This window comes from Vibrio sinensis (assembly GCF_003605645.1).
Classification (GTDB): domain Bacteria; phylum Pseudomonadota; class Gammaproteobacteria; order Enterobacterales; family Vibrionaceae; genus Vibrio; species Vibrio sinensis.
Genome location: NZ_QVMU01000008.1, coordinates 1 through 20,829 on the forward strand (window position 1 = coordinate 1; position 20,829 = coordinate 20,829).

General features: G+C 41.6%; 20 protein-coding genes and 1 tRNA gene. 11 read left to right on the forward strand and 10 right to left on the reverse strand.

The features are described from left to right. Positions 1-610: 610 nt before the first annotated feature. From DZ860_RS10500 to DZ860_RS10510, 3 genes are all read right to left on the reverse strand, one after another. Positions 611-684: transfer RNA gene (locus DZ860_RS10500), tRNA-Cys, on the reverse strand. Between the two features lie 220 nt (positions 685-904). Continuing rightward, complete coding sequence (gene viaA, locus DZ860_RS10505; RefSeq protein ID WP_120031002.1) at positions 905-2,350, reverse strand: ATPase RavA stimulator ViaA; 1,446 nt, start codon at positions 2,348-2,350, stop codon at positions 905-907. 9 nt (positions 2,351-2,359) lie between these two features. Beyond that, a complete protein-coding gene (locus DZ860_RS10510) occupies positions 2,360-4,021 on the reverse strand; it encodes an ATPase RavA domain-containing protein (RefSeq protein ID WP_120031004.1) in 1,662 nt (553 codons plus the stop codon). A gap of 269 nt (positions 4,022-4,290) precedes the next feature. Here DZ860_RS10510 and DZ860_RS10515 point away from each other — a divergent pair, with 269 nt between their 5' ends. The 3 genes from DZ860_RS10515 to DZ860_RS10525 all read left to right on the forward strand — a co-directional run bounded on the left by DZ860_RS10515 (position 4,291) and on the right by DZ860_RS10525 (position 6,320). Beyond that, positions 4,291-4,821: an NUDIX hydrolase gene (locus DZ860_RS10515; RefSeq protein WP_120031005.1), complete on the forward strand. Its 531-nt coding sequence runs from the start codon at positions 4,291-4,293 to the stop codon at positions 4,819-4,821. A gap of 15 nt (positions 4,822-4,836) precedes the next feature. Next, positions 4,837-5,844, forward strand: coding sequence for a low-specificity L-threonine aldolase (gene ltaE, locus DZ860_RS10520; RefSeq protein ID WP_120031007.1), 1,008 nt, complete (start codon positions 4,837-4,839; stop codon positions 5,842-5,844). Between the two features lie 155 nt (positions 5,845-5,999). Beyond that, complete coding sequence (locus DZ860_RS10525) at positions 6,000-6,320, forward strand: c-type cytochrome (protein ID WP_120031009.1); 321 nt, start codon at positions 6,000-6,002, stop codon at positions 6,318-6,320. 98 nt (positions 6,321-6,418) lie between these two features. On the opposite strand, the gene DZ860_RS10530 is transcribed toward DZ860_RS10525, so the two are convergent. Beyond that, entirely contained in the window at positions 6,419-6,697 is a 279-nt protein-coding gene (locus tag DZ860_RS10530; protein WP_120031011.1) for a peptidylprolyl isomerase, read from the reverse strand. A gap of 189 nt (positions 6,698-6,886) precedes the next feature. On the opposite strand from DZ860_RS10530, the gene DZ860_RS10535 reads away from it, so the two are divergent. The 4 genes from DZ860_RS10535 (at position 6,887) to DZ860_RS10550 (ending at position 10,273) form a co-directional block, all read left to right on the forward strand. Beyond that, positions 6,887-7,813 (forward strand): chemotaxis protein, encoded by a 927-nt coding sequence (locus DZ860_RS10535; protein ID WP_120031013.1) that lies wholly within the window; start codon positions 6,887-6,889, stop codon positions 7,811-7,813. A gap of 223 nt (positions 7,814-8,036) precedes the next feature. Then, the gene (locus DZ860_RS10540; protein ID WP_120031283.1) at positions 8,037-9,053 is read left to right on the forward strand and encodes a GGDEF domain-containing protein; all 1,017 of its coding nucleotides are present in this window, start codon (positions 8,037-8,039) and stop codon (positions 9,051-9,053) included. A 97-nt stretch (positions 9,054-9,150) separates the two neighbouring features. Further along, complete coding sequence (locus DZ860_RS10545; protein WP_120031015.1) at positions 9,151-9,414, forward strand: putative hemolysin; 264 nt, start codon at positions 9,151-9,153, stop codon at positions 9,412-9,414. Positions 9,415-9,604: 190 nt separating this feature from the next. Further along, entirely contained in the window at positions 9,605-10,273 is a 669-nt protein-coding gene (locus tag DZ860_RS10550; protein ID WP_120031017.1) for a hypothetical protein, read from the forward strand. On the opposite strand, the gene DZ860_RS10555 is transcribed toward DZ860_RS10550, so the two are convergent. Further along, the gene (locus tag DZ860_RS10555; protein ID WP_165862885.1) at positions 10,242-11,096 is read right to left on the reverse strand and encodes a YdcF family protein; all 855 of its coding nucleotides are present in this window, start codon (positions 11,094-11,096) and stop codon (positions 10,242-10,244) included. The two genes, DZ860_RS10550 and DZ860_RS10555, sit on opposite strands and share 32 nt — an antisense overlap. Positions 11,097-11,279: 183 nt before the next feature. On the opposite strand from DZ860_RS10555, the gene DZ860_RS10560 reads away from it, so the two are divergent. Together DZ860_RS10560 and DZ860_RS10565 are read left to right on the forward strand one after the other, a co-directional pair. After that, complete coding sequence (locus DZ860_RS10560) at positions 11,280-12,650, forward strand: L-serine ammonia-lyase (RefSeq protein WP_120031021.1); 1,371 nt, start codon at positions 11,280-11,282, stop codon at positions 12,648-12,650. 254 nt (positions 12,651-12,904) lie between these two features. Then, positions 12,905-14,377 carry a peptide MFS transporter gene (locus DZ860_RS10565; protein WP_120031023.1) on the forward strand — a complete coding sequence of 491 codons (1,473 nt, stop codon included), beginning with the start codon at positions 12,905-12,907 and terminating at the stop codon, positions 14,375-14,377. A gap of 78 nt (positions 14,378-14,455) precedes the next feature. Here DZ860_RS10565 and DZ860_RS10570 read toward each other — a convergent pair whose 3' ends face one another. From DZ860_RS10570 to yjjG, 3 genes are all read right to left on the reverse strand, one after another. After that, positions 14,456-14,806, reverse strand: coding sequence for a DUF3316 domain-containing protein (locus tag DZ860_RS10570; protein WP_120031025.1), 351 nt, complete (start codon positions 14,804-14,806; stop codon positions 14,456-14,458). A gap of 434 nt (positions 14,807-15,240) precedes the next feature. Further along, positions 15,241-15,777, reverse strand: coding sequence for an NUDIX domain-containing protein (locus DZ860_RS10575; RefSeq protein ID WP_120031027.1), 537 nt, complete (start codon positions 15,775-15,777; stop codon positions 15,241-15,243). 359 nt (positions 15,778-16,136) lie between these two features. Further along, the gene (yjjG, locus tag DZ860_RS10580) at positions 16,137-16,811 is read right to left on the reverse strand and encodes a pyrimidine 5'-nucleotidase (protein WP_120031029.1); all 675 of its coding nucleotides are present in this window, start codon (positions 16,809-16,811) and stop codon (positions 16,137-16,139) included. A gap of 255 nt (positions 16,812-17,066) precedes the next feature. Here yjjG and DZ860_RS24415 point away from each other — a divergent pair, with 255 nt between their 5' ends. After that, complete coding sequence (locus DZ860_RS24415; protein WP_165862886.1) at positions 17,067-17,234, forward strand: hypothetical protein; 168 nt, start codon at positions 17,067-17,069, stop codon at positions 17,232-17,234. Between the two features lie 45 nt (positions 17,235-17,279). Continuing rightward, the gene (gene elbB / locus DZ860_RS10585; RefSeq protein ID WP_120031031.1) at positions 17,280-17,930 is read left to right on the forward strand and encodes an isoprenoid biosynthesis glyoxalase ElbB; all 651 of its coding nucleotides are present in this window, start codon (positions 17,280-17,282) and stop codon (positions 17,928-17,930) included. A gap of 87 nt (positions 17,931-18,017) precedes the next feature. Here elbB and secF read toward each other — a convergent pair whose 3' ends face one another. Both secF and secD read right to left on the reverse strand, forming a co-directional pair. Next, complete coding sequence (gene secF / locus DZ860_RS10590; protein ID WP_120031033.1) at positions 18,018-18,920, reverse strand: protein translocase subunit SecF; 903 nt, start codon at positions 18,918-18,920, stop codon at positions 18,018-18,020. Between the two features lie 3 nt (positions 18,921-18,923). Next, positions 18,924-20,771 carry a protein translocase subunit SecD gene (secD, locus tag DZ860_RS10595; protein WP_120031035.1) on the reverse strand — a complete coding sequence of 616 codons (1,848 nt, stop codon included), beginning with the start codon at positions 20,769-20,771 and terminating at the stop codon, positions 18,924-18,926. Positions 20,772-20,829 lie beyond the last annotated feature (58 nt).

Here is a 20,829-nt window from a genome sequence, read left to right on the forward strand (position 1 = left end):
CCCCGGGCCGGACTTGAACCGGCACAGCGCGAACGCCGAGGGATTTTAAATCCCTTGTGTCTACCAATTCCACCACCAGGGCAACGCAATTGCGATGAAGACACCACCGTTCCTTTTGGCTTTTGCCTTGGGAACGAGACGTACTTTAACCTATTGAGTGGCTAGGTCAACAAAAAATGTGCCGAACTGTTCTGACTGCTCACTTTACCCGCACCAGAGAAGAAAGAAACAGCAAGATGATCACTATTGCATCAACTTTGTTTTTGTTTTCAAAGAGATTATTCCACCAGCGACATCAATACATTGTGTGTTAGCCACAACAACTAGCGACAAAAAAAGGCCTTTTCAAATGAATATCCTCGAACGGTCAGAACGTCACCCTATCTTATTGAGAGTATGACGTCACTCACCAATACATAACAATGAATCGTGAGGGATAACGATAAATGCCCAGCAAAGAGAGAAAATAGCACTGTGCTTAGGAGCTTAAATAAAGACAAGTATTGGGGATATTGCAATAAGGGATATATAGAAAATCAGGATAAAATATTAAGAATCAAAATGGAAAAACGAGATAAGCATAGATGAGAATATTTAGAAAAGTCGAGAATGGAGGCGCCTCCCGGAGTCGAACCGAGGTCCACGGATTTGCAATCCGCTGCATAGCCACTCTGCCAAGGCGCCTTACTCTCTAAACGCGTTCGATTACCCACCGCTGCGTCCGCCGCACACTTTACGGATTGACATCAAAGTGTCAAACAAATTTTGTGATCTAACGCACTACTTGCTGACTATTACGTCACTTAGAGTAACGTTCGAGCACTTGGCTTAATTTCTACTCTAACTCAAACTCTATCTTGTGGAATGCATCGCCGCCAACGCAACCCTTGAAAATCACTCACATTCACCACTTTCTCATCATTCGTCCGACCAATGTCGGGTGATAAGACCAACAATGATCAAACATCGACATTAATTCAGGATTACCATACTTTGATAAGCTAATCGCGTGAAAACGGTTTTTGTTCTGTTTTAAGCTCTCCACTTTCGTCAGCATCTCTTCTGATTGTTTTGGCGCTATAAAATCGGAAACCACAACCATGTCTGCGTTTTTATAAGTCCCTGAGCTCATTAACTCTATCGATTTCATCAATACGGGTTCTAAATCCGTACCACCATGGAAAGAATAACTAAGAAAATCGCTCGCTTCTCGCAAACCATCTTGTCGAGTTAGCTCGTAGGTAATCTGCTCTGTCGAAAATAAGATCACGTAACATTCACGATCTTCAGCTAAGGCTATCTGCATTAATGCATATGCCATCGCTTTAGCACACTGTTCGGGAAAACCGGACATTGAGCCTGATGCATCAATACAAACAATAAATGGCCCCTTTTCAATGTCGACCTGTGCATTATCGGGCTTATGGGCTTTTACTTTTCTTAAGGTTCGTGACTTTCCTTGGACGCGATAGTTCATTAGACGTTTATCCGCCAAGTGTTTGTAAAACACTACTTCCAATTCTGGATAAGCCAGAAACATGGTTTCATTTGGGAGCAGTTTGTTGAGGTCATCACTTTCATGAATACCGACAATATCGTCAGTGGCTTCATCCGATTTCTCCTCAACCATTTGTAACTCTTCCGTTGGCGCTTTATTCAAGTCAGGATCATTTACATCGCTTGCCATCCGACCTAACTTCTCAGCAATCTCCTGTAAGCCTTTATGTTTTTGTAACAGCTCAGCATGACGTTTCATGACAGTGAGATCGGTTTTACTCAGTTTAGCCGAAGCCATGTCCCATAATCGCCCTACACTCTCCTCATCTCCCTCTGTTGTGATTTTATCCATGTTCTTCATGGTTTCCATACGCTGATAAAGGTCTTTGAGAACTTTTTCTTTATTCGCTTCCAGCTCTGTCAACTGTGCTTGGCGAATCGCTTCACAAAGACTTTGATACCACTGGTCGCAAAAATAATGAGGAAACATAGGGTTATTCACCCCTTTGTTTTTTTCAAGTAGACGTCGCGCTTGCATATAAAAAGCAGAATGCCATTCGAGCTTTTTAACCACAGTTTGAATTTCGGAGAAGAACTGGCTTTCATCCCAATAAATCACCTCTTGATAAAGCGCAAGCTCTTGGTGGAAGCGATCGGTTTCGCACACTTTCGTGATGCGTTTTTTTACCCCACCACGCCATTTAACCAAGTGGTTTTTGACCGTATTTTTAATACCTCGATTTTCTGCCATCGCCATCACTTGAGAACGAGCAACCAAATCATTCATCGCCGAATCTATAATGCCAGAATCTGCAATCATTAAGGCTAAGTTCAAACCATCTGCACCTAACATGGCGACCTCCTATGAAAAATACTGCTCAAGATTCTTGAAACGAAAAATCGTCCGTTCACATTCGGTACGCACCGAATCTAGCGTTTGTTGCAACTTCTGCAGGCTGCTCTCCATTGCGCGTGGTAATTCAGGATCGACAAAGTTATGGGGTAACGCACCATGGAAGTTCGAGCGTACTTTTCGTAGATGATGTTCTGCGTGTTCAAATTGCACCATCGCTTGATCGGCTTTTTTCGACCACTCTTGATACAAATTATTATCGAGACCACGTCTTGTCACCAACGCCACCAGCACAGCTCGATTAGCAATATCTTTTACAACGAGGTGATTACCTGCATCGAGTTCAAAACGTAAGCGGCACAAATTAGTGTTTTGGTTTACATAACCATAAACGTCTCCCTTACCCTCTTTAATCACATTCTCAAGATCATGACGAGCGACATACACCCATCGGCTATCCCCTTTCTCCGATTCAGAAACGGACATATTGCTTTGAAGCAGCACTAACTTAACCAGATCACTCGCATTACCTACACGATAAATCTTGGCATCAGAACTATCATAGTGGTGGACGTGTTTCTTAATTAGCCCAGTCGAAGATTCCATGGCAAGTTCCATTCCAAACTCAGCTTCGAGTTCATCTTGGATATCACTCAGCTCTTCACGGCATAACAAAATTTGCTGTTCAACTTCTTGCTGATCAAAAGCATGCTGCAAAGCAAACTCATGGATCACGGCTCGAACAATATCTCGCGTTTCAGGTGTGTTCCATAAGCAATCTTGTAGCAGCAATAGATCAAGTGGATTAATTTCATCGCGACCACTGAAAAACGCACTCGCTTTAAGTAATCTAACCGCCTTTTTCCAGCGTCGATCTGATACATATAAGTCACTATCAATAGAAGCAGAACTCGCACTTTTTGCTTTTTCTTCTAACAAACTCTTAAGCTCATAGAGTTTTTCAAATACCGAATCCGATAAAGTGAGTGTTTCTAATTCAGCTTGCCATTGATGATATTCTGCATCGGTGATCGCCAAGCCTGGAGGAATTTGGGCTTCTTGAGGCGTGCCCACAGTCAACATGGATTTAAAATTCTGTTTATTTTGAATGCGGTTGACGAATACACGAACAAGCATTCGGTCATACAGTGCTTCTAAGCCACTATCTTCATCCGGAAGTTCATTAGAGGCAGAAACCAATAACCGCATTGGAACACGTTCTATCTCACTGCCATTTTTAAAGGTTTTTTCGTTTACAACGGTGAGTAGTGTATTCAGTATTGCCGGACCCGCTTTCCAAATTTCATCGAGGAAAACAACCTGCGCTGTGGGTAGATAACCGTCGGTCAAACGTAAATAGCGACCATTATCTTTAAGCTCTTGGATACTGAGCGGACCAAACACCTCTTCTGGAGTAGAAAAGCGCGTCATTAGATATTCAAAGTAAGAAGAATTATCGAATGCTTGAATCAAACGTTTAGCGATTAAACTTTTCGCAATACCTGGAGGGCCGAGTAAAAACACACTCTCTCCAGAAAGAGCGGCTAATAAACAGAGCTTTATTGTGTCTTCACGTTCATAAACGCCATCAGATAGTGCTTTTGCGAGCTTATTGATCCGCTCCGACAGCAACGCTCGATTTGCATGAGGAACCTGAGTTGGGTTGATCATTGCTGTTCTCCTTCTTTTTGAATCAAATTTAAATATAACGGCAACCTTACTGCTTTGTTATCAATTTGTTACATTAACATTCACAATAAACGATATTTCTTTATAACAGAAGCGCTTTTGTGATCATCGACCGCAATCACTGTTTACAATTTTGAGATCTACATCACTGATATGATATTCAATTCGTATTATGTACCAGAGATTCTCACTTTAAATCCGGTAAGATTGTCGTTAATGTATCGAAAGCTTACCCCCTACAGTTGCCAACAATGACTAATAAACCCGCATCAAAAGTGCTGCACACATGGAAACGTATCTCGCTAGTCGAGGAGACAATTCAACTTCCAAATGGTAAAGAAATTATTCATACCACCATTGCTCATCCCGGTGCTGCCGTAATATTACCGATCGACCAAGACGGTAACGTCATTCTCATTAATCAATATCGCCCATCACTAAAAAAGTGGTTACTAGAACTCCCTGCTGGCACCATTGAGCACGATGAAGCGATTGAACATTGCGCGCAACGTGAGCTAGAGGAAGAGACTGGGTATTTTGCACATGAAATGATTTCACTAGGACAAGTCACCCCCTTAGCGGGCTTTTGTGATGAAATTCAATACTTGTTTGTTGCAAAAGACTTAACCCGACCATCACGATATACTTGCGATGATGATGAAATTATTGAAGTGGTTACTTTGACCATCCATCAACTAGAACAACTCATCATTACTGGTGAAATTAGTGACGCTAAAACAATCGCTTGCTTAAGCAAAGCCAAACTATGTGGATACATATAAGTAGGAATTTAATTTATGGATTTTCGCTCTGATACGGTCACAAAACCTACCCAAGCTATGCGTACTGCGATGGCTGACGCTATTGTTGGGGATGATGTCTATGGGGATGACCCGACGGTCAATGATTTAGAGCAGTGGGCTGCTCAGCGACATGGCTTTGAAGCTGCACTTTTTACTACTTCAGGAACTCAAGCCAATTTATTAGGCTTAATGGCCCATTGTCAGCGTGGCGACGAGTACTTATGTGGCCAGCAAGCGCACAACTATCGCTATGAAGCAGGCGGAGCGGCTGTTCTTGGCTCAATTCAGCCTCAGCCGATAGAAAATAACCCTGACGGCACATTGGATTTTGATAAGCTAAAAGCGGCAATTAAACCGGACGATTCTCACTTTGCTCGCACGCGATTACTCAGTTTGGAAAACACCATCAATGGTAAGGTTCTCCCTCTCGATTACCTAGCGCAAGCTCGTCAGTTTGTAGACACCCACGGCCTGCAATTACACCTAGATGGTGCTCGAGTCTATAATGCAGCGGTTGCACTTAACGTTGATGTTATCGAAATTGCCAAACATTTCGACTCAATGACGGTATGTTTATCAAAAGGTCTATCTGCACCAATCGGCTCACTACTACTCGGTGACAAAGCTTTCATTGATCGCGCACGCCGCATTCGAAAGATGCTTGGTGGTGGTATGCGTCAAGCTGGGATTCTTGCCGCCGCAGGAAAACTCGCACTGACAGAACAAGTCGCTCAACTGAGTGTTGATCACGCCAATGCAAAAACACTGGCTGAGGGGCTAAGTCAAATCGACGGTTTCCATGTTAATGCTGAATTTGTTCAAACCAATATCGTTTTCGTTAAAGTTGATGATGATATTGATACTCAACAACTCGCTAGTAAGTTAGCACAAGACGGTATTACGATTACACCAGGAAATCCGCTACGTTTTGTTACTCATAAAGACGTTGATGCCAACGCAATCACCACACTTCTAGCGAAAATTAACGAATTTGTTGCTTAAAACGCTCTTCTTTCCCGGTTTAGAAATCGCTTTGAACCGGGATTCTTATACCTATTTTCAAAAGTAAAATACCCCCAAATAAATGTCTTGAGCTTCCCCCTAGGGTAAGCCTTATCCTGACAGCATAAATTTCTTCAATTTTCTATTATTAGATCATGCTCATCCGAACGTTTTACACGCTATTATTTACCGTCCTAGCCTCTTCTACTGTATCAGCATCAAGTTTTGGTGATGCTAAATTAGGAAAAATAAAATCACCAAGTTGTGTTTTCTGTCATGGACAAACGGGTATTGCGGCTAACTCTAGTTATCCTAACTTAAATGGCCAAAATGCGCCTTATCTGTACCAAGCAATGAAAGATTACCAACAAGGCACTCGTACAACTCCTCTTGCACAAATGATGGCAGCGCAATTAAGACAACTTGACGATCAAGACTTAAAAGACGTCGCTGCTTTTTATGCCGAACAACCTTAAGCTCATATTACAGCTTTAGCCGTGTAATCCATTGTTTTAAGAATATAAAAAAGCCCCCGCAACTTGCGAGGGCTTAATAAAATTCTCGAGAATTCCGCCTATGTGCGGTACAACACTTTTACAACATGCCATCCAAATTTAGTTTTCACCAAGTGCGGAACAAGTGTTTCACCTGTAAAACATACTTTATCAAATTGTGGCACCATTTGGCCTTTACGAAACTCACCCAAATCACCACCATTTTTACCTGATGGACAGCTTGAATATTTCTTTGCTAAAACTTGAAATTTCGCGCCTTTTTTTAGCTGTTTGATAATGTCTTCAGCTTGCTCTTTATGCTTCACCAAAATATGAAGTGCTGCTGCGGTGTTTGCCATGATGAATTCTCTTAATGGTATCGTCTTACTAATCGTGGGATTGTAGCAAAATTTTTGAGATCTTCATCAATCCTTTTCTATCCGATTAAAATGCCATCTTGTTTAAACAAATTTTAGATCAACCTCACTGAATTATGTTATTGAAACGTTACTATGCAATGTTCTCCCTTGCAGTACTTAGGAACTAGTATGCCGAAAATGAATAAAGCGAATCAGTCTCAAGGCATGTTGTTATTTAAACTAAACATGAACCAGCATAGCTTTGCTATCGGAACCTTAAAAGTAAGAGAGATTGTTCCTTATTCACCGACGACACAAATTCCTTACTCTCATCCACATGTTATTGGTACCGTCTCAATTCGAGGTCTCACAGTTCCGGTAATCGATATGCCTGCTGCCATTGGCTTTCGCCCGATACAAAAAGAAGAATTCGACTCTTGTTTTCTTATCGTGACAGACTGCCTTAGAACCGTTGTCGCTTTTATGGTGCGAAGCATTGAGAAAATTATTGAGTGTGATTGGAAAACAATTGAACCCTCACCTAAATCGGCTGGCAGTAATGTTTTCGTGACTGGAATTACACGTTACGAAGAAAGAATCATTCAGATGCTGGATGTTGAGCTACTTCTTTCTAAAATTTATCCATCCAACGATTCCGCCAATATCCCAATTCTGACCGACGTAGAACGTGAACGACTCAAAGCTCTCAACATTTTGGTGGTTGATGATTCAAGTATTGCGCGTAAACAATTAGCGGACGCATTGCACAGCACAAGTATCAGTTTCCAGATGCGCAACAATGGTATTGAAGCTTTACAAGTTCTAAGAGAGGAAGCGCAGCTTGGCCGGCCAATTGATATTTTAGTCAGCGATATCGAAATGCCCGGATTAGACGGTTACGAATTGGCCTTTGAAACTCAAAGCGACAGTACTTTACGTCATGCTTACATCATTCTACACACGTCTCTATCGAGTGAAATTTGCGTAAACCGAGCACAACAAGTTGGGGCACATGAAGCACTTGAAAAATTCAATGCGGGGGATTTGATCAAAGCGATGTTGAGAGGAGCAAAACAACTCTCAGACACCACGCCCCTCAATAATACAATGCAATAACAGCCAATGATCAGGCACATCTATTTAATAACGACTAAATCAGATGTTTGATCCCTCTATGACTTATGGGTAACGATCACAAAACTAAATTCAAAGATTCATTTTAGCTATACGTTAAGCATTCTTTTGGATTAGGTTAATGGTATTAATAATAATGCCATTGTGTGAACTTGATTTTATTCACTTAATCATACTTTGTTACCCAGTGAAGTTTATCGTAAACATGACAGACGATGATTTTAAAAAGTCGACGGCTAACCTAAAAAAAGCCGTCCCATTGATGATGAAGAATCACGTTGCAGCGACTCCTGCTAACTACGCTCTTTGGTATACCTATGTTGACAATACTATTCCTAAGCTTAATAAAGAGCTTGATGGCGTTATCAACAGTTATGGTATTTGTCCACCAAGTGCCAGTGACCAACTCTACAACACACACCTTGCTAGCCGAAATGAAACCAAACTGAGCGAATTAAAAGCCAGTGTCGAAGTTTTGGTTAATGAAGTCGCCAATTCGATGAGCGATACTATTACCGGTACCTCAAAATTCTCTGCCATGATCGACAAAACCTTTGATTCTTTAGAACGTGTTGAAGGTGAGACAATGTCACTGGATGATGTGATGGGCGTCGTTCGTCAACTGGTATCAGAATCACGAGAAATTCGTCATTCAACCCAATTTTTGACTAATCAGTTAACTAAAGCCAGCGATGAAATAGGCAAACTTAAATCCGAATTAGCCGACGTACAAAAAGACGCGCTCTTCGATAGCCTTTCCGGCCTATACAACCGCCGCTCATTTGATGCAGACGTTAATACGCTGTGTCGAAGTAATCAGGCTTTCTGTTTGATTATTGCAGATATTGATCATTTCAAATCTTACAATGACACTTATGGTCATTTATTTGGTGATTCGATTATCAAAGGGCTAGCTCGACGCTTAATGAATAGCTGCCGAGAGGGGTGTACTGCTTATCGTATTGGTGGAGAAGAGTTCGCCATTGTGATCCCAAATCGAAATATTCGTATTGCCCGCCAATTTGCTGACAGTTTACGTCGTGCCATTGAAAAGCTCTCAATTAAAGATCGTCGTAGTGGTGAACAAGTGGGCAATATTACGGCTTCTTTCGGTGTTGCTGAATTTAGAGAGGGCGATACGCTTAATGATGTTCTAGATCGTGCAGACTCACTGCTTTATGAAGCAAAACAACTCGGTCGAAATCGCGTTATGCCACTCTAAAAACGGAAAATTTCAGAAAGTCAGCTATTCTATTCCTATACCGCAAGGTGGCCATACCAAATGGTTACTATACCGAAAGAAAATATGGAGGTTTAGAATGAAAAGCGGACAATTACTGATAGCATTAGGCTCGGTTTCGTTACTATTTGGCTGCGCTGACACGATGGAACGTTACGAGAAACAAGAATATACCTCGATATCCAATCCTGCCTCTGTTTATTGCGTACAGCAAGGAGGCAAATTGGAAACGATAGATGAAAACGCACAGCGCGTAACCTACTGTCTGCTTCCTGAACAAGAGCGTATTGAACAGTGGGAATACTATCGAAATAACCACCAAAATAACGACACTACTTACTAGACCAACTAAGGCATAGCAACTAAGCCATAGCCAACTAATAGACCCACGGTCTATTAGACTAGTTAGTTTCTTCATACAAGTCAGCTGCTTAATTGCACACCGTTTTATTATTACACTTCTATGACAATCACCATTCTCTGAGTTTTAGAATATGCCGTCTTACATAAATCCAACCCAGTGAATGGTGACAATGGTGAAACCTCAAACATCGATCTACACTGATCTTACCATGGACAAACAAGACGAAATCACACCTCGAACTAAGAGAATCATCTATAGACAAAGCCTAAACATATTATGTGTCTTAGCGATCAGTTTGTTGGTGATTATCTCATTACGCGTTGATGTCCTTATTCTTCATCGAGATCTGGGTGAAACATCACTCACTGAAACGCTTCAAGCTATTATGCTGCTGGCGACCACTTACAACTTTTTCTCCCTTGCTCAAAAAATAAAGCAAGTCCGCCATGCTGCAATCCTTATTGGTGGTTTTTTCCTTGTGCTGTTCATTCGTGAAATGGACGTATGGCTGGATGTTGTAGCGCATGGTTCTTGGGTTATTCCTGCAATCATTGTAGCGATATCGGCTTGTTTTTACGCTTACCGCGGTGGAAAGAATACGGTCAATGAAATGGCAACAATTCTCGCAAAGCCAGGTATGGTCATGTTGGTTTGTGCTACCGTGTTGTTACTGGTTTTTAGTCGCCTTTATGGGATGAGCAGTTTCTGGGAACATGTCATGCAAGATAACTATCTCCGCGGTGTCAAAAACATATCTGAAGAAGCGATCGAATTATTAAGCTATAGCCTTATCGCTCTTGGTGCTTTTAAAACCAAATATTCGATGATTCGCCATTAGTTTCAGGATCGACCAAGCGATTCAATTGCGTTAATTGCTGATGCATGAGTGGCAACCATTGGGTTACGCCACTCATACCCTCGTCAGGATGAGTCTGTGCAATTGCGGATGCAATCACAGATAGCTTGTGTTCAATTTCGCTCGGCAACGACATTTGATTAAGATCTCGGAGAGTCTGTTTTGCTATCGAAAAGGGCTTGTGGTGAACTTCAACAAGAGGTCGTTCAAATGAGCCATAATACGCGCCCTCTAGATAAACACGATAAATCGTTAATCGATCAATGTATTTAAACACCTTACCCTGTATCGTCTGGTAAGGATAACTAGCCAAGTGATGTGCTGAAGCAGCGTATTCCATAGAAATCAACAAACCTTCTCGTTGGCACTCATGACAAATGCGACTCAAAAGCCCCTGCCCTTTCATTGAATGTTCAATTTCAAATAACCTTTCCAAATGATAATCGTTTGATACTAACGTCATACGGATTGGCTCATTAGAAAAACACAGTGAAGATTCACACAATATTCGAGCCGTATTGACTATATTCTCGATGGTATTAGTGGAAGTCGATTCCAGCACTATCTGTTGGGATGGCATCAATGCAACTAACTTCGGAAAATGCTGAGAAAAATAATCATACATCACCTCAGCTTCACTCATCTCCTGACCCGTCGTGATACCACCACAAAATACCAACACTGTCGTTTGGGGATCGTATTGTTCAAAGACATCGGCCAGCATCTCGACTCGTGACACTCCCTCCGCGGTGAGTTGGCTATTGACTAAGCGCTTACCTAAAACTACGACGATTTGTTGAATCAAAGGGACCTCAATAGCTTGGTTTGATGGTTAATTGTTGATTGTTGATTGTTGATTGTTGATTGTAAAAGATATCGAACTTAGCCGTGACTTCACACTATTGACCTTATTCTTAGTTATTTACAAAAGCACCCTAACTGATTGACTATAATAATGAGACCTTACCGTGCAATTTGAGTGATTGTTATGCTGTCGATCTTCGATATTTTTAAAATAGGTGTTGGCCCGTCCAGCTCCCATACCAACGGCCCTATGCTAGCAGGGTTTCATTTCACTCAATTAATTGAATCCAAAATCAACCAAATCCATCGAGTTCATGTAGATTTGTATGGGTCACTTTCCTTAACGGGTAAAGGCCATCATACCGACAGAGCCGCTTTACTCGGCCTTATGGGTAATACACCTGACGTAATTGATATTGCACAGGCTAAACTGGCACTTGAGCGCTTATTTGCAGACAACGAAATACCGCTATCAAACCAGCATATTATCGAATTTGACTACCAAAGAGACATGATATTCCACTCTGAAGCTTTGCCACTTCACGAAAATGGTATGACGATCACCGCAACTGACCAACAAGGTCATTGCCTCGCTTTCGAAACCTACTATTCCATTGGTGGTGGATTCATCGCTACGGCGAAAGAGCTTGAACAAGGTTTAGGCGAAAACCATCGAGAAGTCCCTTACCCTTTCAAATCAGCTGATATGCTATTAAAGCTCGCGGATCAACATGGTTATAGTATTGGTACCTTGGTCCTTGAGAACGAACGTCATCATATCACTCAATCAAAGATAGAAGATAAAGCCAATAAAATATGGCATGTCATGCATCAATGTATGGAACAAGGTTTTAATACCGAAGGAATATTAGAGGGAGGGTTAAACGTTACTCGTCGTGCGCCACAATTACTGAAAAAACTTGAAGCCACCCCCTCACATGACAGTGATCCTTTCATTGTCATGGATTGGGTCAATCTATTCGCTTTTGCTATCAGTGAAGAAAATGCAGCAGGTGGACAAGTGGTAACATCACCAACCAATGGCGCTGCAGGCGTCATTCCAGCGGTACTGATGTATTACCATAAATTCATCAAACCTCTCGAAATAAAACCCCTGACCGACTTTCTCGCCGTCGCTGGAGCTATTGGAATCTTATATAAAACCAATGCCTCGATTTCAGGGGCTGAAGTGGGATGCCAAGGAGAAATAGGCGTTTCGTCATCAATGGCAGCAGCAGGGTTAACCGCATTACTTGGTGGCAGTAACGAACAAATCTGTATTGCTGCAGAAATCGCAATGGAACATTCCCTTGGAATGACATGTGATCCTATTGGCGGTCTTGTACAAGTCCCTTGTATTGAGCGAAATGCAATGGGCGCAATTAAGGCGATAAATGCTTCACGAATGGCTTTAAAGCGCACCAGCAAGTGTATTATCTCTCTGGATAAAGTCATCGACACCATGTATCGAACCGGAAAAGATATGAACGCAAAATATCGAGAAACATCTCAAGGCGGGTTAGCACTAATCCATCTATCGCCACCTTGTGAGTAACTAAATCGTTAAAGTCACGTTTCAGATACTAGTGAACAGATACGCACAATTGCTGCTTTTTTATACAACCAATAGAACAAAGAAGCATCAACGCAAACGTTTTGCATCCACTGAATTATAAAAAATGGTCATTTTCAGGGGAAAAAACGTGCATCAAATCAAATTTCTGCCATAATCCTCCGACTTTTTTAAACACCAGCATAGGTAACAATTCCAGTTGTTACTTCCATGTTAAAGTCAGTAAAGAGAAGATTATGTGGAATAAGCTCAACAAGTCGATGATGTTCTGCCAAATGATGTTTGGTTTATCATTCTATGGCGTAATGGTCATTCTGACCCGATTTTTCCTAGAAGACTTAGGATACAGTGAAGCTGATACCATGATGGTTGTCGGTGCGTTCTCTTCAATTGGTCCCCTGTTTGCCATTGCTGGTGGCTTCATTGCTGACAAATTCCTCGGTGCTTATCGTTCATTAACGATCTCTTATGGTGCATTTACCACTGGCTATGCGCTGTTGGTCTTTGGTGCATCAACTACCAATATCCCTATGGCTTTGGTTGGTATCGCATTAGCTAGTTATGCTCGAGGGCTGATGTCTCCAGCGTATCCAAGTCTTTATAAACGCACCTTTAAGAGCGAAGAAGATTTTGAAAATGGCTACCCAGTTAACTATTCGGTAAACAATATTGGCGCATTACTTGGTCAATACCTATTCCCAATGTTTGTATTGGTGATCGGTTTTCACGGTAGCTTCATGCTTTCTGCCGTTATGGCCTCTTTTGCTCTAGTAACATTAATTGTCTTCAATAAAAAACTAGTGGGCGTTGCTGCTGATATTGACCAAAAACCCGTTTCAACTAAGAACTGGATCGCTTTCATTACGCTTTCTATCGGCATGGTTGGCCTTGTGTTCTTCATGTTCTCAAACATGGATATCGGTCAGAACATTGTTTATGCCATTGGCTCAGCGGCTATTCTGTACTTCATCTCATTGATGTTTAAGTCCGGTAAATCTGATGCATTAAAGATGGGGACAATCCTCATCATGACCGTACTTACGACTTGCTTCTTCGTTTACTATGGCCAAATGATGACATCAATGACAATGGTGACTATCAATACCATGCGTGGTGACCTGTTTGGCTTCATTCCTATTGCTCCTGAAGCATCAATGGCAATGAACCCACTTTGGTGTATTGTTGCTGGTCCAGCCATTTCAGTGTTCTTCTCTCATTTAGAGAAGAAAGGCATTGTGTTTTCAACTGCGACTAAGATTGGTTTCGCCTTTATTTTTACTGCGATTGCGTTCGGCATTTTGACCTTTGCGGTAATGAATGTGGGTGCGGATGTCATTATTCGTCCAGAAGTCTTCTTTGTTATTCACTTCTTCCAAGCATTTGCTGAAGTTATTGTGGGTAGTCTAGTGGTTGCCTTTATTCTTTCTGTGGCACCAAAGCATATTGAAAACTTCTCTGTGAGTTTATTTTATATAGCGATGGCATTGAGCGGCATTATCGGTGCGGTGTTCTCGACCTCTATTGCTCTTGAGAAAGGTCAAGCCATAACACAAGAGATTGTACAAACTGTTTACGGTGACTACTTTATGCTCCTAACAGTACTTGCATTTGTTATGGTGGCGATTGCGTTTGCATCTTCAGTTATCATTCGCAAGATGCTGGCTGCTGCCCGCAAAGAAGAATGTGAAAACGAATCTGTTCAAGCGTAGATTCATCTGATGTATTAAACATCATAAAAAACCCAAGCAATGCTTGGGTTTTTGTTTTATATGCTAGCGAGACGGTGATCAATCTTGATCATAAACTCTGTACATGTAACTGACATGAACCATTGGTTGGTAAACCAATTGGCCATTATCGGTGAGATATTCACTGACCGTCACTCTTGAATTTAAAATTTCAAACGAATGTGGATCAACACGCTCTAAACCTGTTGGCATCGAGGAACTCAGCTCCCATGAAGATTGTGAGTTCAAATCGCTCATCGCTTCATAACCCATTTCATATGCTGCTTGTTTTGAATTGGTTGGGGCACCACTGAATACAGTCGCGTTTGAAGCATTTAGAAAGTGTCCAGTACCGCTGGCCAGTGCGGCTGAACTTACTAATAGTAATGGTAATAACAGTGCTTTTCTCATAACTAACTCCTTTGTTACCTATAAAATCGAGCTGTAATTCCTCGCTCGAATATCTAAATGGTACGTAACAAAAGACCTTTATGACTTAAAATTTCTTGCACTAGTTATTCAATATTTTCGAAATAGTTGCATAATAGGCCTTAAAGTATAAAACACTGTAAATTTGGCTCAAGTTATGCAGGGCACTGAAAGCAATGTGACCTCAGTCACTTAAAAGTATGAAAGGTACTACAAACGTTTCCTAGCTGAAGCTCATGTTTAGAGTAAATTTTCATATAGATATAAGTATAAATTATAAAAATATCGTCCCAAACGATATCATTTCAGCGCAAATTATTGCTTAATGCCGTCAAGTAGCATTTATAAGAAACTCATGTAATAGTCAAAATTCAGCGAACACTCTTTTATCGGCGATCTAACAAACCAGATCACAATCAAAGCATACCTTTTAATTTCGCAAGTCCATAAGCCGCTATAGTCACACAATCTTTGATCTTGGCTTCAATTAACATGCGTTCGAATTCTTCAAGCGAGAATGAACGTGTGATCAAATCCTCTTCTTCACTATCTAGTTGACGTTCAACTGCGGTCAATTGAGTTGCAAGATAAACGTGACATGTTTGATTAAGAAAGCCATAAGCAATAAATTGAGGGCCAACATACTCCATTCTCTCAGCAAGAAGACCAGTCTCTTCTCGTAGTTCACCTTTAGCTAAGTCACAGTGGTCCGCATCAGGATTGGATTCCCATGCTCCTTGAGGCAACTCCCAACAGCGTTGCTGAACGGTATAGCGATATTGTTGCACTAAATGAATCACACCATCATCAATCGCAATAATTACCGCACAATCAGGCTTATCTACAACACCATAAATTCCCTCAGCACCACTAGGGCGTATAATTTTGTCTTCTCGGACTGTCATCCACTTATTTTGGTACACGACCTTGCTTGCTAACTGCTTAATGTCCATCTTTGATCCTATTAAGAATGGGCTGGAATTCATAACTACCTAAGTCGATAATAATATTCATTAACTCCCCAAAATATCAATGGATAAGATGATATCTCGAACGCACTTTAATTAAATCTAGCCTGTATAAAATGAAACTACTCGCCTGAGGATTAGATTTTTCGTGTATTAAGACAGCGATAATTCTATCGAGTCGGTATTATTCAAGATCGTGATCATCTAGCGAGGTAAATGTCTAAGGGAAAGAGACGCTGCGAACTGGCTAGCAGTGATAAAAAGTGAAACAAGCGAGACAACACACTTTCGCGTCTATCTCGCTCGATATATTGACAAGGGATCAATACGTTATAAGAAGAGCATTAAGCAATTAAGATGCTTTGTAACTCATTCAGCGAGGTTACGGTATAGCTTGGGCTAATACCGTCAATTTGAGGATGGTTATCTACATTCAGCCAACAGGTATCAATACCAACATTGATGCCACCAAGGATATCTGAATGTGGGTTATCACCAACCATCAAAACTCGAGTTTTACATGGCATACCCATTTTATCTAAAGCATGATGAAATATACCCACATCAGGCTTAGCGATCCCCACTTCCTCTGAGATGATGACATGATCAAAATAGTCCGTCATTCCTGTACGTTCCAAGCGAATAGCTTGAAGATCAACAAAACCATTGGTAATAATGCCCATTTTTGCTTGGCCATTAATCGCATCCATCAACTCTTTTGCACCAGGAAGTAAAGTGCAGATTTCAGCCATCGCATCTAAAAATGCAGAGTTGAGTTCTGATGTTGTAGTATTTAGTTTTTCCGCCCATTGTTTAAAGCGGATATGCTTTAGATCCGCAGCGGTTATGTCACCATTTTGATAGTCCACCCACAAAGGCTTATTCACGGTTTGATAGTGTGCAAAATCTTGTTCAGTAAAATCTATTCCTTTACGGGAAAACATCAATTGCATACCTTTTAAGGCATCAAAATGAAATAAGGTTTCGTCAGCATCAAATAGGATCCAATCGTACTTCATAACTCTCTCCTCGATATGGTCGAGGCGATTTTAGAGAGATTCTGTATTAAAGCAAACCCAATCTTTCTCTGTTTGTCTCTCCAAAAATCTTTTCTTCTTTCTTAACACTATTCTGTTAATCCATGTTTACACTGATATTTGAGCAATTCTACGACTTATACCTAAACCACTATTGTTATGATTTAGAACAAGCTATTAACTTCTGTTCCGTAGGACAATTTTTGACAGAAACATCATTCATCAAGGAGCTTTTTTATGAAGCGATTCCTCCCATCTTCTGTAATGTTGACGCCATTTGTCGTTAAATACTACGATAATGATGCCCAACAACAAGATGATGACACACAACTTCAAGAACCGATAACTAAGCCAGAACCTTTAGATCAAGCCAAGTACGATAGCGCACTCGACTTCCACGTATAACTTTAAACAGGCTTGAATTCAACTCATCTCAAAAGGACAAAACACATGAAGAAAATTGCTGTGATATTAAGTGGTTCTGGCGTTTTTGATGGCGCAGAAATCCATGAATCAGTATTAGCACTGCTTGCGATTGAACAAAATGGAGCGACATGGCATTGCTTTGCTCCCGATATCAACCAATATCATGTTATCAATCACCGCACCGGTGAAGAGATGAATGAAACACGCAACGTCCTAATAGAATCAGCCAGAATAGCACGTGGCAATATCTCGGATGTCGCAACACTCAAGGTTGAAGATTTCGATGGCCTGCTGTTACCCGGTGGTTTTGGCGCAGCAAAAAACCTCACTGACTTTGCCATTAATGGGGCGCAATGCAGTATTAATACTCACGTCGCCACTGCTTGTCGTGCGTTTGCCGATGCTGGAAAACCAGCTGCCTATCTGTGCATTGCTCCTACCATTATCCCACTTATCTACCAAGATGGCGTTAAAGGTACCGTAGGCAACGATCAAGGGACAGCTTCTGCATTTGAACAACTCGGAGGGGATCACGTTGAATGTGCCGTTGATGAGTATGTTTACGACAGTCAACACAATGTATTGTCCACCCCTGCTTATATGCTGGCCAGCACTATTTCACAAGCCGCTTCTGGTATAAACAAAGTAGTCGCTAAGTTGGTTGCCCTAGCCTAATTTATAATGTACTTACCATAGAAACAGCCTCATATCGAGGCTGTTTTTCTTACGCATTTTACAATGTAAATCATTACTATCACTGGCCTAAGGCGCAGTGTCTATCTCAACAGGCAAATAGTGTTTAGCTTCCAAATGTAACCATTCTGGCAATACGGTACCAATTGAAATTGATGACCATGTACCTGATAATACGCCAATGAACATCGCTGCCGCGAAACCTTGTAACGCATCCCCACCCATAATCCATAATGCTGAAATCGTCAGCAATGTCGTACCTGATGTCACCATGGTTCGGGAGAATGTTGAAATTACCGCTTGGTCATTAATTTCCGGTGTGGAACAACGTTGTTTCGCCACGAGCAATTCACGAATACGGTCAGCGATGATGATAGAATCGTTCAATGAATAACCTAGTATCGCCAAGATTGCTGCAAATACCGTTAAGTTAAACTCCATTTGTGTCGCAGCGAAAAAACCAAGTACCAGAATCACATCGTGTGCTAATGCCAACAGTGAGCCACTTGCTAAACGCCACTCGAATCGGAAACACAAATAAGCAAGAATACTCAACATTGAGATCAAAAGAGCTAAGCCACCTTGATCCACGAGATCTTGTCCAACTTGAGATCCCACCATGCTGGTACTAACAACATCAACTTGATGCGATACTTTAGACAATATTTGAGGGATATTTGGTGCAGTTTCACCTTGTGGTGGAATTGCATAACTGATAACCCAACGACCTTCTTCGTTAGACTGACGCACACTGACTCGCTCACCGAGTTCTGGCGTTAACAGTTTAACTAATTGATTATGACTAATTTGGTTGTCGACCTGTACTTCGGTAACCATACCACCAGTAAAATCTAAACCTAAATTCAACCCTTTAGCACCCAATGCGATTCCAGAAAGAACCATCAAGATCACCGATGCTACGCCCGTAATATAACGAATACGGCGGATATGAGCTTTTAAATATTCGACCATGACTTACACTCTCACATTACGGCGGGCATCGCGGCCCCAACCAATATTAATTAGACCACGAGATACAAATACACCACTGAATAAGCTGGTTAATAGGCCTAAACCTAACGTTAACGCAAAGCCCTGAATTGGACCGTTACCGATCGAATAAAGCACTACTGCGGTGATCATGGTCGTGATGTTGGCATCCAAAATGGTACTTAGTGCACTACCAAAACCCAAATCGATCGATTGAGCTAAGGTGCGGCCTTCAGCAAGTTTGTCTTTAATACGTTCAAATATCAGCACGTTAGTATCAACTGCCATACCAACGGTTAGTACTAAGCCAGCAATACCCGGCAAGGTGAGCACAGCCCCTGGTAATAGCGCAATAATACCCACAAGACTAAGCATGTTGATGATCAAAGCTAAGTTGGCGACCCAACCCAAACGACGGTACCACAAGGCCATAAATGTCAACGTCATCGCCATACCAAGCGCTAGAGCAGCGAAACCGTTGTGAATGTTTTCTGCACCTAACGAAGCACCAATGGTACGTTCTTCGACGATTGTTACTGGCGCCGTTAGCGAGCCTGCACGAAGCAATAACGCTAAATCTTGAGCTTCTTGTTGAGTACCAGCACCAGTAATACGGAATTGACTGCCTAACTGAGTTTGAATTGTTGCCACGCTAATAACACGTTCGCTTCGCTCAGTTTCACCACGAGAGTTTGTAGTGTATTCACGATATACCGTCGCCATTGGCTTACCGATATGTTTTCCAGAGAAGTCACTCATGATCTTGCCACCAGCATGATCTAGAGAGATATTCACTTCAGAGAAGCCCATTTTATCCACACCAGCACGAGCGTTGATGATATGTTCACCGGTTAATGCTGGGCGTTTAGCTAATACAACTGGTTGATTATGTTCATCACGAAGCACAATCTGGTTGCCAGTCATACCCTCTGATGCTGATTTCACTTCATGAAATGCAAGTGTCGCCGTTGCACCAATAACGTTTTTCGCTTGAGCTGGATCTTGGATACCTGGTAGCTCAATTCGAATACTATGTTCACCTTGACGCTGTACTAATGCTTCAGTGATCCCAAGTTCTTCAATACGATCACGCATGATCTTTAAGTTTTGCTGTAAGGTGACGGTTCTAAACTCTGATTTACTTTGTTCTGTCGGTTGTACATTCAACTCACCAGAAGTTGCGGTCACTTTCCAGTTTGGATAATTCTGCTCTAAGTAATCAGAAATATTCGTTAACGCGCCAGGCGTACGTGATTCAATATCGAAACCGTCAACGCCTGCATGACTAAATTTAACGCCACGAATACGCTCTTGGCGCAAGTTATCGCGTACTTCGTCAATAAGTGTATTGCGTTGTTCTTCAAAGGCTTTATCAACATCTACATTCAATAGAAATTGTACGCCACCACGTAAGTCCAAGCCCAACTTGATTGGGTTGAAACCCATATCACCCAACCAAACTGGCGCGGCTGATACGTACGAAAACGTAATACTGTCATCTTTCGATAGGTGTTTATCTAACACTTCGCGAGCGTGTGTTTGCTCAGTTTCACTATCGAAAACGATAGTCATCACATCGCCCTTTTGAGTGATGCTTTTTGCTGTGATATCTCGTTGTTCCAAAAATTGATTCAGTTGAGTGACTGACATAGTGGCATTTGAGCCATCTTTGCTAGAGCTAGTCACTTGAATCGAAGGTAGTTCACCATACCAAGTTGGTATCGCACTTAAAGTGAGGACAACGATCGTCACAACCATCACCACATATTTCCATGCGGAGTAGCGATTCAGCAGACGTGCACTCGCCGCTGATTTCGTAGATTTTTTCTTCATATATAAATATTCCCTCGGCATAAACGCCAAGTAAAAAGAATTATAGAAACGGTTACTC